The 15,539-nt window shown below is 63.1% G+C and carries 14 protein-coding genes; 10 read left to right on the top strand and 4 right to left on the bottom strand.

What is annotated here, in order from left to right:
* The first annotated feature begins 238 nt into the window (after positions 1 to 238).
* Positions 239 to 2,044, top strand: coding sequence for a translation elongation factor 4 (gene lepA / locus AB6N07_RS00390; RefSeq protein WP_370675859.1), 1,806 nt, complete (start codon positions 239 to 241; stop codon positions 2,042 to 2,044).
* A 269-nt stretch (positions 2,045 to 2,313) separates the two neighbouring features.
* Here lepA and grpE read toward each other — a convergent pair whose 3' ends face one another.
* Positions 2,314 to 2,934, bottom strand: a complete 621-nt coding sequence (gene grpE, locus AB6N07_RS00395) for a nucleotide exchange factor GrpE (protein WP_370675860.1) — start codon at positions 2,932 to 2,934, stop codon at positions 2,314 to 2,316.
* Between the two features lie 106 nt (positions 2,935 to 3,040).
* A complete protein-coding gene (gene hrcA / locus AB6N07_RS00400; RefSeq protein WP_370678327.1) occupies positions 3,041 to 4,105 on the bottom strand; it encodes a heat-inducible transcriptional repressor HrcA in 1,065 nt (354 codons plus the stop codon).
* Positions 4,106 to 4,253: 148 nt separating this feature from the next.
* On the opposite strand from hrcA, the gene tsaB reads away from it, so the two are divergent.
* From tsaB to AB6N07_RS00420, 4 genes are read left to right on the top strand one after another with little or no spacing between them, the layout of a single operon-like run.
* A complete protein-coding gene (gene tsaB, locus AB6N07_RS00405; protein ID WP_370675861.1) occupies positions 4,254 to 4,940 on the top strand; it encodes a tRNA (adenosine(37)-N6)-threonylcarbamoyltransferase complex dimerization subunit type 1 TsaB in 687 nt (228 codons plus the stop codon).
* Positions 4,937 to 5,431 (top strand): ribosomal protein S18-alanine N-acetyltransferase, encoded by a 495-nt coding sequence (gene rimI, locus AB6N07_RS00410; protein WP_370675862.1) that lies wholly within the window; start codon positions 4,937 to 4,939, stop codon positions 5,429 to 5,431. The genes tsaB and rimI overlap by 4 nt, the downstream gene beginning before the upstream one ends.
* Positions 5,432 to 5,478: 47 nt before the next feature.
* The gene (locus tag AB6N07_RS00415) at positions 5,479 to 5,925 is read left to right on the top strand and encodes a Fur family transcriptional regulator (protein WP_370675863.1); all 447 of its coding nucleotides are present in this window, start codon (positions 5,479 to 5,481) and stop codon (positions 5,923 to 5,925) included.
* Complete coding sequence (locus AB6N07_RS00420) at positions 5,922 to 6,719, top strand: lysophospholipid acyltransferase family protein (RefSeq protein ID WP_370675864.1); 798 nt, start codon at positions 5,922 to 5,924, stop codon at positions 6,717 to 6,719. Before AB6N07_RS00415 ends, AB6N07_RS00420 begins: the two co-directional genes overlap by 4 nt.
* Here the strand turns inward: AB6N07_RS00420 and AB6N07_RS00425 are convergent.
* Positions 6,716 to 7,762 carry a MaoC family dehydratase gene (locus AB6N07_RS00425; RefSeq protein WP_370675865.1) on the bottom strand — a complete coding sequence of 349 codons (1,047 nt, stop codon included), beginning with the start codon at positions 7,760 to 7,762 and terminating at the stop codon, positions 6,716 to 6,718. The two genes, AB6N07_RS00420 and AB6N07_RS00425, sit on opposite strands and share 4 nt — an antisense overlap.
* Before the next feature lie 257 nt (positions 7,763 to 8,019).
* On the opposite strand from AB6N07_RS00425, the gene polA reads away from it, so the two are divergent.
* From polA to AB6N07_RS00440, 3 genes are all read left to right on the top strand, one after another.
* Complete coding sequence (polA, locus tag AB6N07_RS00430) at positions 8,020 to 11,034, top strand: DNA polymerase I (RefSeq protein ID WP_370675866.1); 3,015 nt, start codon at positions 8,020 to 8,022, stop codon at positions 11,032 to 11,034.
* 192 nt (positions 11,035 to 11,226) lie between these two features.
* Positions 11,227 to 11,832 (top strand): cob(I)yrinic acid a,c-diamide adenosyltransferase, encoded by a 606-nt coding sequence (cobO, locus tag AB6N07_RS00435; protein WP_370675867.1) that lies wholly within the window; start codon positions 11,227 to 11,229, stop codon positions 11,830 to 11,832.
* Positions 11,832 to 13,301, top strand: a complete 1,470-nt coding sequence (locus AB6N07_RS00440) for a cobyric acid synthase (RefSeq protein ID WP_370675868.1) — start codon at positions 11,832 to 11,834, stop codon at positions 13,299 to 13,301. Before cobO ends, AB6N07_RS00440 begins: the two co-directional genes overlap by 1 nt.
* On the opposite strand, the gene cbiB is transcribed toward AB6N07_RS00440, so the two are convergent.
* Positions 13,282 to 14,274, bottom strand: coding sequence for an adenosylcobinamide-phosphate synthase CbiB (gene cbiB / locus AB6N07_RS00445; RefSeq protein ID WP_370675869.1), 993 nt, complete (start codon positions 14,272 to 14,274; stop codon positions 13,282 to 13,284). The two genes, AB6N07_RS00440 and cbiB, sit on opposite strands and share 20 nt — an antisense overlap.
* Before the next feature lie 595 nt (positions 14,275 to 14,869).
* Here cbiB and AB6N07_RS00450 point away from each other — a divergent pair.
* Complete coding sequence (locus AB6N07_RS00450; protein WP_370675870.1) at positions 14,870 to 15,193, top strand: STAS domain-containing protein; 324 nt, start codon at positions 14,870 to 14,872, stop codon at positions 15,191 to 15,193.
* Positions 15,168 to 15,536: a response regulator gene (locus AB6N07_RS00455; RefSeq protein ID WP_370675871.1), complete on the top strand. Its 369-nt coding sequence runs from the start codon at positions 15,168 to 15,170 to the stop codon at positions 15,534 to 15,536. The genes AB6N07_RS00450 and AB6N07_RS00455 overlap by 26 nt, the downstream gene beginning before the upstream one ends.
* Positions 15,537 to 15,539: the final 3 nt, after the last annotated feature.

Below are 15,539 nucleotides of genomic sequence, written 5' to 3' on the forward strand. Positions count from 1 at the left end.
GTATTCCCCCGCCCTTCCTGATATTCGTCCCCGTCTCCAGGCGACGCTTGCATCTCGAAACTCGATCCGCTTCTCATTGATAAACGAACGCGACAGCGTACACCGCTCCTAAAAACACTTATCGCGGTAATGACATATGCCGGCGGGTCACCATCATTACCGCCGGGAGGCGGAAAACCTTGCGTTCGGGAGATGGCGGGTGCTTGGCGGTGGCCCAGGGGAGTGGTATTAGCCGCCCATGACGACACAGCTGCTCTCCCATATCCGCAACTTCGCCATCATCGCCCACATCGATCACGGTAAGTCGACGCTCGCCGACCGCCTGATCCAGACGACGGGCACCGTCGCCCAGCGCGACATGAAGGAACAGATCCTCGATTCGATGGATATCGAGCGCGAGCGCGGCATCACCATCAAGGCGCAGACCGTCCGCCTCGCCTATAAGGCGAAGGATGGCGAGACCTACACGCTCAATCTGATGGACACGCCAGGCCACGTCGACTTCGCCTACGAGGTCAGTCGCTCGCTCGCCGCCTGCGAAGGGTCGCTGCTCGTCGTGGACGCCAGCCAGGGCGTCGAGGCGCAAACGCTCGCCAACGTCTATCAGGCAATCGACAACAACCATGAGATCGTGCCGATCCTCAACAAGGTTGACTTGCCGGCCGCCGAGCCCGAGCGCGTCAAAAGCCAGATCGAGGACGTGATCGGGCTCGACGCTTCGAATGCCGTGGAGATCTCGGCCAAGACTGGTCTCAATATCGAAGGCGTGCTGGAGGCGATCGTCCAACGCCTGCCACCGCCCAAGGGCGATCCGGACGCGCCGCTGAAAGCGCTGCTGGTGGATAGCTGGTATGACGCCTACCTCGGCGTCATCGTGCTGGTTCGCATCATCGACGGCGTGCTCCAGAAGGGCATGAAAGTGCGGATGATGCGCGCCGGTGCCGTCTACGAAGTAGAGCGCGTCGGCTACATGACGCCGAAGCTCGCACTCTGCGACAGGCTGGAGGCCGGCGAAATCGGCGTCATCACCGCTTCGATCAAAGAGGTGGCCGATACCGCCGTCGGCGACACGATCACCGACGAGCGGCGGCAGACCGCCGAACCGTTGCCCGGCTTCCGCCCGGCACAGCCGGTGGTGTTCTGCGGCCTGTTCCCGGTCGATGCGGCCAACTTCGAAGACTTGCGCGCCGCCGTCGGCAAGCTGCGCCTCAACGACGCCAGCTTCTCCTTCGAGATGGAAACCTCGGCCGCCCTCGGCTTCGGCTTCCGCTGCGGCTTCCTCGGCCTCCTGCATCTCGAAATCATCCAAGAGCGGCTCGAGCGCGAGTTCAACCTCGACCTGATCGCCACGGCGCCATCAGTCATCTACAAGATGCGCCTTACCGACGGCACGGATATCGAGCTGCACAACCCTGCCGACATGCCGGAGGTGACGCGCATCGTCGAGATCGCCGAGCCATGGATTCGCGCCTCGATCATGACGCCGGACGACTATCTCGGCGCCATTCTGAAGCTCTGCCAGGATCGACGCGGCCTGCAGGTCGACCTCTCCTACGTCGGCAGCCGCGCCATCGTGCAATACGATCTGCCGCTCAACGAGGTGGTGTTCGATTTTTACGACCGGCTGAAGTCGATCTCCAAAGGCTATGCCTCGTTCGACTACCACCTCAGCGAATATCGCGAGGGCGACCTCGTCCGGATGCAAATCCTCGTCAACGCCGAGCCGGTCGACGCGCTTTCCGTGCTCGTCCACCGCAGCCAGGCGGATCGTCGGGGCCGGGCGATGTGCGAAAAGCTGAAGGACCTCATTCCGCAGCACATGTTCCAGATCCCGATCCAGGCGGCGATCGGCGGCAAGATCATCGCTCGCGAGACCATTCGGGCGCTCCGCAAGGATGTGCTTGCCAAGTGCTACGGCGGCGACGTGACGCGCAAACGCAAGCTCTTGGACAAGCAGAAGGAAGGCAAGAAGCGCCTTCGCCAGTTCGGCAAGGTGGAGATTCCGCAGGAAGCCTTCATCGCAGCGCTGAAAATGGACGATTGAACAGCGGCTTTTGAGGCAACGTCGCGCGCTTGACGCGTCTGCCGCCGGGCCGGCAATGTCCCCCGCCTTTGGCGGGGCCGTTCCGACATTGCCGCCCGAGGGCGACTATCCCCTCCTGGGGCCTACCTTCGACGCTAAACGCGAATAGGTGCGAACTCCAGTCCCATTTACGTGAAATCGCGTAGGGGGCGCGTTGTTGGCGGAAATAGTCTTAAGAAATGAAAAAGGGCGACCACTTGGGACGCCCTTTTTTTCGGCGGTCTCCCCGCCTACACCGTCTTGTCGACCCGGTGGCCACTTTCGGGTGGCGTTTCCGGCTGGGCAGCCTCTTCGGCCGGCGCCGCCTTCGGGCCGCCCCGACCAACGCCAACGAGCGCTGGCCGCAGGACGCGCTCGCCGATCTTGAAGCCGACCTGCATCACCTGCACCACCGTGCCGCTCGGCACGCTCTGATCTGGCACTTCGAACATCGCCTGATGGAAGTTGGGATCAAACTTCTCGCCTGCCGGATCGACGCGGCTGACGCCGTGCTTCTCAAGCGCCTTCACCAGCTCGCGCTCGGTCAGTTCGACGCCCTCGACCAGCGAGATCAGCGCTTCACCACCGTTGGCTCGCGCCTCGGCGTCGACGGCGGCGACCGCTCGGGTCAGGTTATCGGCGGCGCCGACGATGTCGCGCGCGAAATTGGTCACCGCATAAGTGCGGGCATCGGCAATCTCACGCTCGGTGCGGCGGCGGAGGTTCTCCATGTCGGCGAGGGTACGAAGCAGTTGATCCTTGAGATCGCTCGCCTCCTTCTCGAGGGCGGCGATACGCTGAAGTCCCTGGTCAACCACTGGATCAAGTTCGGGAATGGTCGGTTCGGGAGTCTGTGCTGTCTCGTCTGCCATCTTGTCCTCATATTCTCTCGGTGGCGGCGACCGCCGCCAAACGTGCCCCGGATTTGATGGTTTCGGGAGCGAAAATCAACCCTTCGCCGCTGTTTCATTACCTGTGTCAGCCAAGGATGCGGCCAACGATGCGGGCCGTGTAGTCAACCATGGGCACAACGCGAGCGTAATTGAGCCGGGTCGGGCCGATGACGCCGACGACGCCGATCACCCGCGCCTCCGCATCTCGGTAAGGGGATACCACCAGCGACGACCCGGATAGGCCAAATAGCTTGTTTTCAGAGCCGATGAAGATGCGCACTCCCTCGCCGGCATCTGCAAGACCCAAAAGCTCGATCAAATCCTGGGAACTCTCAAGCTCATCGAAAAGGGCCCGGATGCGCTCGAGGTCCTCGGCGGCCCGCACGTCATCAAGAAGGTTGGCACGGCCACGCACGATCAGAGACTGCGGCCGGCCGCCTGCAGCCTCTGACCAGGACGCCAGTCCGGCGTCGACAAGGCGAGCGGTCAAGGTATCCAGCTCGAGCTTACGGGCGGCGCGCTGACGCTCGATTTCCGTGCGCGTCTCGTTGAGAGTTCGGCCACGGATATGGGCGTTAAGATAGGCAGCCGCCTCCTGCAGAGCCGATGCCGGCAGGTCTGGCGGCAGGTCGATCAGCCGATTCTCCACCGTTCCGTTATCGCCAACCAGCACGACGATGCCGCGCGTCGGTTCGATGCGGACGAATTCAATGTGGCGGAGGCGCGGGTCGGCCTTCTGCGTCAGAACCACGCCGGCGCCGCGCGTCAGTCCGGACAGCGTCTGCGAGGCTTCCGTCAGGACATCTTCGACGCTCTTGCCGGTACCCGACGCCTTGAGGCGTCCCTCGATCGCTGACCGATCCCCCTCGGCGAGATCGCCGATCTCCAGCATGGCATCGACGAAGAAGCGCAGACCGAGGTCGGTCGGCAATCTTCCAGCCGACGTGTGCGGTGCATAAAGAAGGCCCGCCGCCTCCAGATCGGACATGACATTGCGCACCGAGGCCGGCGAAAGCGGCGCGGCAAGCAGGCGCGCTATGTTGCGGCTGCCCACGGGATCGCCCGTGTCGAGATAGGCCTCGACGATGCGGCGAAAAATATCTCGCGACCGCGCGTCGAGCTCCCGCAAGCCTCCCTGTCCACCAGTCATCGCCACAATGCCAAAACTCCCTTCCGTCTTGGCTAATCTGGCCGCGCCGGCCCGGCGGCGCAAGTCCTGAAAGCTCTGCAGCTTGCCAAGAGTGGACGGCGCGGCCTGGGTTCTCGACAGCGGTCACCGGTCGGGATAAAGGGGGCCAATGCTGACGCTTGCGCTCGACACCGCCAATGACCGGATCGCCATCGCCCTTGCAGGCGAGGGTCAGGCGATTGCGCGCTCGGAATCAATTTCCCGCGGCCATGCCGAACGGCTGTTCCCGCTGATCGACGAGGTGTTCGCGGCGGCGGATATCGAGATCGAACGCGTCGCGCGCATCGCAGTGAATGTCGGCCCTGGCAGCTTCACCGGCATCCGCATTGCCGTAGCAGCGGCGCGCGGCCTCGGACTCGCACTGGGAATTCCCGTCGTCGGCATCGACGCCCTTTGTCTCATCGCGGCTTCGCTCGACGAACCCGCGGATGGGCCGATACTTTCTGCCATCGATGCTCGACGCGGCGAGGTCTACGCCGCCCTCTATGGACCGAAGGGGGACGTGCTGGAGGCGCCGTTTGCCGCCGACGCGGAAACCGTGCTCACCCGCATCGGCAACCGCGCCACCGTCCTCGCCGGCTCAGGCGCGGCGATTCTCGCCCATCAGGCCGTCCTCTCCGGCCGGAGAGTACCACCGGTCGACGTCATGACGGCCACCGACCCCCTGGCACTTGCCCGGCTGGGCAGCCTCGCCGATCCAGCGAGCGCATTGCCCCGTCCGCTCTATCTCAGGGCGCCCGACGCCAAACCACAGCCACCCGTAGCCGGACTTCTCGCACAAGCCCCGACGCCATGAAGCTTTGTGATCTGACACGCCTCTTCGCCCCTCCACGGCCAGTCTGCGAGCCTGGACGCATCGCCGACGCCGACGATCTCGCCGCCCTTCACGCCCGTGCCTTCCGACACGGATGGCCGGCCACTGAAATGGAGGCAATGATCGCCGATCCGACGGTGACGACGATCGTGGCTCGGGAAGGACGAACACCGTTTACTCGCCGACCTGTTGGTTTCGTCATGGTACGCGCCGCCGCCGACGAGGCGGAAATCTTGACCGTCGCCGTCGCGCCGACGCGACGCGGTCGCGGCATCGGCCGACTGTTGATGGACGAGACGATCCGCCGTCTCTATTTCATGCGCGTCGCTTCGTTGTTTCTCGAGGTGGATGAGGGAAATGGCCCAGCACTCGCTCTCTACCGGCACCTCGGTTTCCGGGAGGTCGGCCATCGCGCTAACTACTATGCCGGCGGCACTGCGAACGCCCTTGTCATGCGAGCTGATCTCAAATAACCCATAATTGGCCGATGACGGTGGCCATCTGTTCGAGGGTATCCGCGATGACCGAGGAATCCACTCCGCTCTCTTTGGAAGAAGCCTGCGCGGCGCGCGGCATGCGCATGACCGAGCAGCGGCGAATTATCGCTCGCGTACTGGAACAGGCGGTCGATCATCCCGACGTCGAGGAGGTCTACCGCCGTGCTTCGGCGATCGACAGCAATATTTCGATCTCCACCGTCTATCGCACCGTCAAGCTGTTCGACGACGCCGGCATGATCGCCCGTCTGGACTTTCGCGACGGCCGCTCGCGCTACGAGCCACTGCCCGATGAGCACCACGACCACCTGATCGACTTCCGCACCGGAGCGGTGGTCGAGTTCCACAGCGACGAAATCGAAGCGCTGCAGCGCGAGGTCGCCCGCAAGCTGGGCTATAAGCTGATTGACCATCGGCTCGAACTCTACGGCGTACCGCTCGATGAGACCAACAAGGGGGATAAGGCGTGAAACCTGGCCACGTCAGGGCAGCATTGACGCTGCCACTGTTTTCCGTGGCCGCTTTCATCCTTGTCCTTGTTTATCTTCCGGCCCGGCGCTTTGGCTGGCGTTTTGCCGGCTCTCTTCAAATGGCCTTTCACCGGCTGGTTCTATGGACGCTGGGCATCAGGCTTCACGTCCATGGTCGTCCAACTGCTGAGCGACCGCTGCTTCTCGCTGCCAACCACGCCTCGTGGATCGACATTTCCGCCTATAGCGCGGTGATGCCGCTATCGTTCGTTGCCAAACGCGAAGTCGGAGCATGGCCGCTGCTCGGTTTCTTCGCTCGCTTGCAACGCTCGGTATTCATCGATCGTACCCGACGCGGAGCCACCGCCGATCAGGCGGATAGCATCGGCCGTCGTTTGGCAAATGGCGATGTCATCATGCTGTTCCCCGAGGGGACCACCTCGGATGGCAATCAGGTTCTGCCGTTCCGCTCAGCGCTGTTCGGGTCCGCTCGTACCGCCCTTGAGGAAACAGGCATCGACGTGGTGTTCGTGCAGCCGGTTGCCATCGCTTACACTCATATGCTCGGCCTGCCGCTCGGCCGGTCGGGGCGGTCGATCGTCTCCTGGGTCGGCGACCAGGATCTGGCGCCGCACGCCAAAGAGATGTTCGCCGCCTCCGACTTCGACGTCAGCATCATATTCGGTGAACCTATCCGGTTCGACCGGAGCGCCGATCGGAAGAAAGTATCACTCGAAGCGGAAGCCGCGGTGCGCCGCCTGCTGGCAGCTGAGCTTCGGGGTGGCCGCGTTTAACGCGGCATCAGCAGCCAAAGGTCGAGATCCAGGACTACGGACGGCAGATAAGCGCCGCTCTCGTCCCGATCGGGAAAATCAGCTGTTGGCTGGTCTCGAGTTCCGACGAGGCGGACACGCATGGCACCCAGATCATCGCGACCATCAATCAACTCTTTGCCAAGGATGGTCGACCAGGCATGCACCGTTGAGCCAGTGAACACTGGTCCAACATAGCGACCGCCGTTGATCGCCGCGACGTGGACGGCGTTGCCGAGACCGTTGAAGGTCAGCGCGCGCGCAACGGCCATGACGAGGCCACCGGGCACCAGCCAGCGGCCGCGCGACCGTTCGTCGGAAAAAGGCAGAGGATGCTGCCGGGCGGGGTTTCCGAAGAACCGAGCGGCCAGCATGGCGGTGCCCTCGTCAATCAGCATGCCATCGATGTGATCGATTTTCTCACCGAGTTCATAGTCGCCCCAACGGAACCGACTGCCGGAGAGGCCCGTATCCCAGGCAGAAAGGTCGAGCACCGGAAGAAACGCGCCTAGAGAATCGGCGGGCACCGCTGCCGGCAGCGGCGGCACGAGTTGTTCGGAGAATGGCGACACGCTGTCTTCCGCCTTGCGCACGGTCTGCCAGCGGGCAAAATCCAACACTTCCACGCTGCCGTTCTTGTGGCCGGTGGTGCGCAGATAGACGACGCCTGTGCGGCCGCCGGTGTCGCGGAGGCCAATAACCTCGGTCACCGTCGAGATCGTTTCGCCGGGATAGACCGGTGCAAGGAACCGGCAACCCGCATAGCCGAGGTTGGCGACGGCGTTGATGCCGACATCCGGCACCGACTGGGCGAACACGATGTTGAAGATGAGAAAGTCATCGATCGGAGCCATCGGATGACCGACAGCGTGCGCGAAGTCGTCCGAAGACTGCAACGCGAAGCGACTGCCGGTCAGCGCCCGGTAGAAGGCAACATCGCCATCGGTGACCGTGCGTGGGCTGGCATGGCGAAACACCTGCCCTACCCGGAAGTCCTCGAAATGCCGGCCGCCGCTACTCTTCATGGCTGCTCCCGCCCCGCGAATCGCCGACCATGATGCCCCGCGGCGTCGGGGTGTCATCCCCGCCCTTGGTCGGGGATCGCTCCGCCGTTGCTTTTCGAATTGAACGCCGAAGAAATTTCGGTTTTGAACGCAGGACGCCGCGCTCATGGGTTCAAAAATGAAAGCCCTGGTGGACATCGGCCGGAAAGCGTCAGCAGTGGCGATAGGCAGCGACGGCGCGTCTTCACTTCCGGCGGGCAGGCGGGCATAGTCTGATCATGTCGAATGCAGAATCCCCCACGAGCCCAGCCTCGCGTCCGGTCAGGGCCGGTGACCATGTGTTCCTGATCGACGGATCGGGCTACATCTTCCGCGCCTACCATGCGCTGCCGCCACTCACACGGAAGTCGGACGGCGTGCCGGTTGGCGCTGTCTCCGGCTTTTGCAACATGTTGTGGCGGCTTTTAAAGGAAACCGAACAGACCGCCATAGGCGTCAAGCCGACGCATCTGGCCGTGATCTTCGACGCTTCCTCGGTCACGTTCCGCAACGAGATCTATCCGCTCTACAAGGCACAGCGGCCGGAGCCGCCTGCCGACCTCAGACCGCAGTTCGGACTGATTCGCGAGGCCGTCCGCGCCTTCAACGTGGCCTGCGTCGAACAGCTGGGCTTTGAGGCCGACGATCTGATCGCCACCTATGCCGATGCGGCGGCGGCTGTGGGCGCCGATGTCACCATCGTTTCCTCCGACAAGGATCTGATGCAGCTGGTGGGCGAGCGCGTCGTCTTGCTCGACACGATGAAGGACCGGCGGATCGGCGTGCCGGAAGTGATCGAGAAGTTCGGCGTGACACCCGACAAGGTGGTCGAAGTGCAGTCCCTTGCCGGCGATTCGGTCGACAATGTGCCGGGTGTTCCCGGCATCGGCCTGAAAACGGCGGCTCAGCTCGTCCTCGAATATGGCGATCTCGAATCCCTGCTCGCCAACGCGGCCGGCATCAAGCAGCAGAAGCGGCGGGAGAACCTGATTGCCTTCGCCGAGCAAGCCCGCATCTCGCATCGCCTGGTAACGCTGAAACGTGATGTGCCGCTGGAGCACCCGATCGACATGCTCGGCGTAAGGCCGATCATCGGCGAGCGGTTGATCGCCTATGCCAAGGCGATGGAGTTTTCGACGATCATTCGCCGTGTTGCTGAGGCGACTGGCGTCGAGCCATCGAAGGTGGTGCCGGCCGTAGTGCCGGTGACGCATTGGCCGCCGGAGGGTGAGGCCTCGTCCCTTCCTCTGGCCGAAACGGCCGAAACGGCAACCGCAGGCTTGGCGCTCGATCCTTCAAACTCTCCGACCGGAAGCGAGGGGGAGGATGGCGAATCTACGTTAGCGGGGGCTTTCACGCCGGCTGGCCGGGCCGCCGAGGCGCGCGCCCAGATGCAGGCGATCCCCATTGACTATTCGGCCTACGAGACGGTCACCGACCTTGCCCGCCTGGAAGCCTGGGTGGCTGAAGCCTTCGAGGCCGGCCGTGTGGCTTTCGATACCGAAACCTCCGGCCTCGATCCCATGCAGGTGGATATAGTCGGCGCGTCGCTGGCCGTTACACCTGGCCGCGCCTGCTATATCCCCCTCGCCCATGTCTCCGGCGCCGGCGACCTCCTGGGCGGTGGCCTGGTATCCGGCCAGATCGCCATTCGTGACTTCGTGCGCGTCGTGAAGCCGCTTCTCGAGGATCCCTCGGTCCTGAAGATCGGGCAGAACGCCAAATATGACTGGGTCATCCTAAAGCGGCTCGGCATTACCGTGGCCCCTTGCGACGACACCATGCTGATGTCCTACGCTCTCGATGCCGGCCGGATGGGGCACGGCATGGACGAGCTTTCCGAGGTGCTGCTCGGCCACAAGCCGATCGCCTTCAAGGACGTCTGTGGCTCGGGCAAGTCGATGATCACGTTCGACCGGGTGCCACTTGATCGCGCCACGCATTACGCCGCGGAGGACGCTGATATCACACTCCGCCTCTGGCAGGTGCTGAAGCCACGCCTGCCGGCTGAGGGCATGACCGCCCTCTACGAGACGGCCGAGCGGCCTCTGATCGACGTCATCGCCCGCATGGAGATGCGGGGCATTTCCGTCGACCGGCAGATCCTGTCGCGGCTATCGGGCGAGTTCGCACAGTCGATGGCGGCGATGGAAGCCGGCATCTTCGAGGTGGCCGGCGAGAGCTTCAACATCGGATCGCCCAAGCAGATCGGCGACATCCTGTTCGGCAAGCTCGGCCTTGCTGGCGCCAAGAAGACCAAGACGGGTGCCTGGGCGACCGGTGCCGACGTACTGGAAGACCTCGCCGCCGAGGGCCATGAACTGCCGCGCCGCATCCTCGACTGGCGCCAGCTTTCCAAACTGAAGTCGACCTATACCGACGCGCTGCCAGGCTACATCCACCCGGAGACCAAGCGGGTCCACACCAGCTACTCATTGGCCGCCACCACCACCGGCCGCCTTGCCTCGTCGGAGCCCAATCTCCAGAACATTCCGGTTCGGACCGAGGAAGGCCGCAAGATCCGTCGCGCCTTCGTGGCGCCGCCCGGCCGCAAACTTGTGTCGGCCGATTATAGCCAGATCGAACTGCGCGTGCTCGCCCATGTCGCAGACATTCCGGCGCTGAAAAAGGCCTTCGCCGAGGGCATCGACATCCACGCCATGACCGCCTCCGAGATGTTCGGCGTGCCGGTCGAGGGTATGGACCCGATGGTCCGGCGCCGGGCCAAAGCGATCAACTTCGGCATCATCTACGGCATTTCAGCCTTCGGCCTCGCCAATCAGCTTTCCATACGGCGCGACGAGGCGGGTGACTACATCAAGCGCTATTTCCAGCGGTTTCCAGGCATCCGCGACTACATGGAAGCCACCAAGCGACAGGCGCGCGAGAACGGTTACGTCACCACCATTTTCGGTCGCAAGGCGCATTATCCGGAGATTGGCTCGCCCAATCCGTCGATGCGCGCTTTCATGGAGCGGGCAGCCATCAATGCGCCGATCCAAGGTTCGGCCGCCGACATTATCCGCCGCGCCATGGCTCGGATGGAGGCGGCGCTTGCCGACGCGAGACTGTCGGCGCTGATGCTGCTGCAGGTGCACGACGAACTGATCTTCGAGGTGCCGGATGACGAAGTGGCGGCGACGATCCCAGTGGTGCGCGCCGTCATGGAGAGCGCGGCCGAACCGGCCATAAAGCTTGCCGTGCCACTTGTCGTCGATGCCCGTGCCGCCCAAAACTGGGACGAAGCGCACTAGTGGAGCGAATTTGACATTTGAGTCCCGCCTGACATAAGGCGCGCGGTCAAATGTCAAATTCAAAAACTCCACGAGAAACAATAACTTGCTAGTGGTTCTTATGACTCCGACATTTGCTCCGAGGCCGATATCAGACGGATGCAAATGTCGGAGTCGAACCACTAGAGCGCCGTTAGATCTGGAGGCGCCGACATGACCGACGTGGATGCCGAACGCCACCGGCTGAAGATGGCGAAGCGCAAGGCGGTGCAAGACGCCGAGGTGGCCTCGAAGACGATCGCCGAGAAGGGACTTCTGATCGTCAACACCGGCCCCGGCAAAGGCAAGTCGACCGCCTCTTTCGGTCTTGTCGTCCGCGCTCTCGGCCATGACTGGAAGGTTGGCGTCGTGCAGTTCGGCAAGGGTGGCTGGGATAGCGGCGAGCGACGCGTGCTTGAAGGCTTTCCGGGCGTATTCTGGCATACGCTCGGCGAGGGATTCACCTGGGAAACGCAGGATCGGGCGCGCGACGTCGCCGCGGCGGAAAGCGCCTGGACGAAAGCGCAAGCGCTCATGGACGACCCCGAGGTCCGTCTGCTCGTCCTCGACGAACTCAACATCGCGCTCCGATACGAGCACCTGCCGCTTACAGACGTGGTCGAACGGCTCAAGGCACGGCGGGGCGATCTCACGGTCGTCGTCACGGGCCGCAATGCCAAGCCTGAGTTGATCGAGGCGGCCGACTGCGTCACCGAGATGATCGCGGTGAAGCATCATTTCGCGGCCGGCGTGAAAGCGCAGGCGGGGATCGAATTCTGATGGTCAGCCGGCTGATGTTCCAGGGGACTGGCTCGGACGTCGGCAAGTCGCTGATCGTCGCCGGCCTTTGCCGTCTCTATGCCCGACGCGGCCTCAGGGTACGGCCGTTCAAACCGCAGAACATGTCGAACAACGCAGCGGCGACGGCGGACGGTGGCGAGATCGGCCGCGCGCAAGCGCTGCAGGCCCGGGCTGCCGGCGTGCCGCTATCGGTCCACATGAACCCGGTGCTGCTGAAGCCACAGTCGGAGATCGGTTCGCAGGTCGTGGTGCAGGGTCGCGTCGTCGGCAATGCCAAAGCCCGTGACTATCAGGCGATGAAGCCCAGACTGATGCCGGCGGTGCTCGACAGCTTCGAGCAGCTGTCGGCGGATGCCGATCTGATACTGGTCGAAGGGGCAGGATCACCGGCGGAGGTCAACCTCCGGGCCGGCGATATCGCCAACATGGGATTTGCCCGTGCCACCGATACGCCCGTGGTGCTGATCGGCGACATCGACCGAGGGGGTGTCATCGCGTCGATCGTCGGCACCAAGGCGGTGATGGAAGAGGAGGATGCGGCCCTGGTCGTCGGCTATCTCGTCAACCGCTTTCGCGGCGACATTTCCCTGTTCGATGCCGGTCTCGCCGAGATTACCCGCCACACCCATTGGCGTTCGTTCGGGGTGGTGCCGCATTTTCCCGGCGCGACCCGGCTGCCGGCCGAGGATGGCCTCGGGCTCAGAAGTCGCCACGATGCAGGTGAAGGCGAGGGGCGCAAGCGCATTGTCGTGCCAGTGTTGCCTCGCATCGCAAACTTCGACGACCTCGACCCTCTAAGACAGGAGGCGGGTGTCGAGGTAATCCTCGCCGAAGCCGGGCGACCGCTGCCGCCGGCGGATCTCGTGCTGCTGCCCGGTTCGAAAGCGACCATCCCCGACCTGCTCGCGCTGAAGGCGGAAGGCTGGGACATCGATATTCGTGCCCATGTCCGGCAGGGCGGCAAGGTGCTTGGCCTCTGCGGCGGCTACCAGATGCTCGGCCAAGTATTGCGCGACCCGGACCGGATCGAAAGCGAAGTCGAAGCGATCGGCGGCCTCGGCCTGCTCGACGTCGAGACCACCATGACCGGCGACAAGCATCTTCGGCCGGTAAGCGGCGTATCGCTGCCCGACGGCACGCCGTTTTCCGGCTACGAAATGCATGTTGGGGCGACCGTGGGGCCCGACCGTTGCAGGCCGTTTGCCCGCCTTTCGGACGGTGGCGACGAGGGAGCGATTTCGCGGGATGGTAATGTTGTCGGCAGCTATTGCCACGGCCTGTTCGCAGACGACTGGCAGCGGAAAAGGCTGCTTGGCTGGATCGGTGCCGCTCCCTCCACACTCGCTTACGAAGTGGAAATCGAGCGGGTGCTGGACGGCCTCGCCGATCATCTCGCAGCCCATCTAGACGCCGACGGCCTCCTCGATCTCAGCCAAAGGCGAGGATGACAAGGCCGAGCCAGACAAGCCCCAGCACCGCGGCAATCAACAGCAGTGCCCGTCGATAGAGCCTCAGCGCCCGGTCGATGTCGTAGGCGGTCACCTCGGCGCGTCCGTCGCCCATCCAGGCATCCTCGACCCGCGTGTCTCCGTAAACTTTGGGTCCATTGAGGCGCAAGCCGAGGGCACCGGCCATCGCCGCTTCCGGCCAGCCGGCATTGGGCGACTTGTGGCGACGAGCGTCACGATCGATCGCCCGTAAGGCCTCCGCCGCTGAGGCGCCGTCGTCGGCAAGCGCCGCCGCCACGATGGCCCAGGCGGTCAGGCGCGAGGCGGGGAGGTTAACGAGATCGTCGAGCTTGGCCGACGCCCAACCGAAAGCGAGATGACGGGGCGTCTTGTGGCCGATCATCGAATCGGCTGTGTTGATCGCCTTGTAAGCGGCTGCTCCCGGTAAACCCAAAACCGCCATCCAGAACAAGGGCGCCGTGACACCGTCGGAAAAGCTCTCGGCCAGACTTTCAATGGCGGCACGGCAGACGCCGGCAGCGTCGAGATGGGCTGGATTGCGGCCGACGATCCTGCCCACGGCAAGCCGTCCGGCATCGAGTCCGCCCCGACGCATGGCGTCGGCAACGGCGGCGACATGGACATGCAGGCTGCGGGCGGCCAGTAACGTCGAGCCGAACACAGCGGCAAGGCAAGGTCCGGCGATGGGACCAGTCAGGCCGGATATCGAACCCACCGCCGCGGCGACGAGGGCACTCGCCATCACATTGATGATGGCGGCGAGGACACCGTTCAGCCGGCGGCGGTCCGCATCGAGTTCATCGCGGTTGAGCGTGCGATCGAGAAGGCCAATCAACGCTCCCATCCAGGTGACTGGATGCCCGATCCGCCGAAAGAGAAGATCGGGATAACCAATCAGCGCTTCCAGGCCGAGAGACAAGAGGGCGACGAGGAGGAACTCAAGCGGAGCCATATCAGAATCTCTTGCGGAGCGCCGATCGACAGCAAAAGCGCACGCCGGTCTTTCTGTCACGCATCCCGCCGTCCGGAAAGCCCCGCGACCTCTGGATCCAACGTCCGTTGAGCAACTCAACGACGCGCGCCCGGCAGCAAGGTCACGCGGGATGATTCGCGTGCTTTCTTCCCCCAAGAGACAGATCAAGTGCCACCAATAAGCACGTACTGCTAAATACTTACAGATAAATTCCATCAATGGTTGACGAGATGGAACCAATATCAGTTCACGAGTCCGCCTTATCGCCACCTCATCGACGGTTGAAACGGAAACAGCGATTCATTTCAAGACTCTATTACCAGAGGCAGCGAAGGCGCCGCCAGTTTTGTCTAAGCAACTTCATTTCAAACGACTTTTCCTTGGCAGCGTTTGATTCAGCATTTGACAATGAAGACTCATAAAATCCGGTATCCCAGACTACCAACCCAGCTGAATTGCAAATCGGAGCCAGAATCCACTTCAGTTTTCGGTAACCAATCCATGCGTGTATTGCGTCGCCAGAGGTCTCCGGACAGCTGTAGCGCCAACCGCCATAGATTGAAGTGAGTCGAAGGTGCCACCATTCGAACAAAGCAAGATTTCTTACGATCTGGCCGCTGTCCTCGACGCGTCCAGTATCCATGAACTCTATGCGCGGATCGAACCTCTCGTTTCAGAGACCACACTTCTGACGCTGAATGCCGCGGCCGTCGAACGCCTCGGCACACAAGCCGTCCAGCTATTTGTTGCAACCGCCCGCGCGCTCGAAATGAACGGTGGCCGGCTCGCGATCGTGAATACCACGCCAACCTTTCGCGAAGCCTATGCCGACCTCGGCCTTACCGCTGAACTCGGCGCCCGGAGCCCCCTAAATGCCGAGAAAGATACTCACGGTTGACGATTCCAGGACCATGCGTGACATGGTCTCCTACACGTTGAAAGGGGCCGGCTTCGAAGTCTTGGAAGCTGAAGATGGGCTGAAGGCGCTTGGCGTCCTCGCCACCACCCGCGTCGACCTGATCATCACCGACATCAACATGCCCAACATGGACGGCGTAACGCTGGTGAAGCGCGTACGCGCCGGAGGAGCACATGCGTCGACGCCCATTCTGATCCTCACGACCGAATCAGGTGATGAAAGGAAAGCCAGTGGCAAAGCGGCCGGCGCCACGGGCTGGATCGTCAAGCCCTTCGCACCGGAGAAATTACTCTCCGTCGTCAACAAGGTCTGCCCTGCCTGACCA

Source organism: Pleomorphomonas sp. PLEO, from assembly GCF_041320595.1.
GTDB lineage: Bacteria > Pseudomonadota > Alphaproteobacteria > Rhizobiales > Pleomorphomonadaceae > Pleomorphomonas.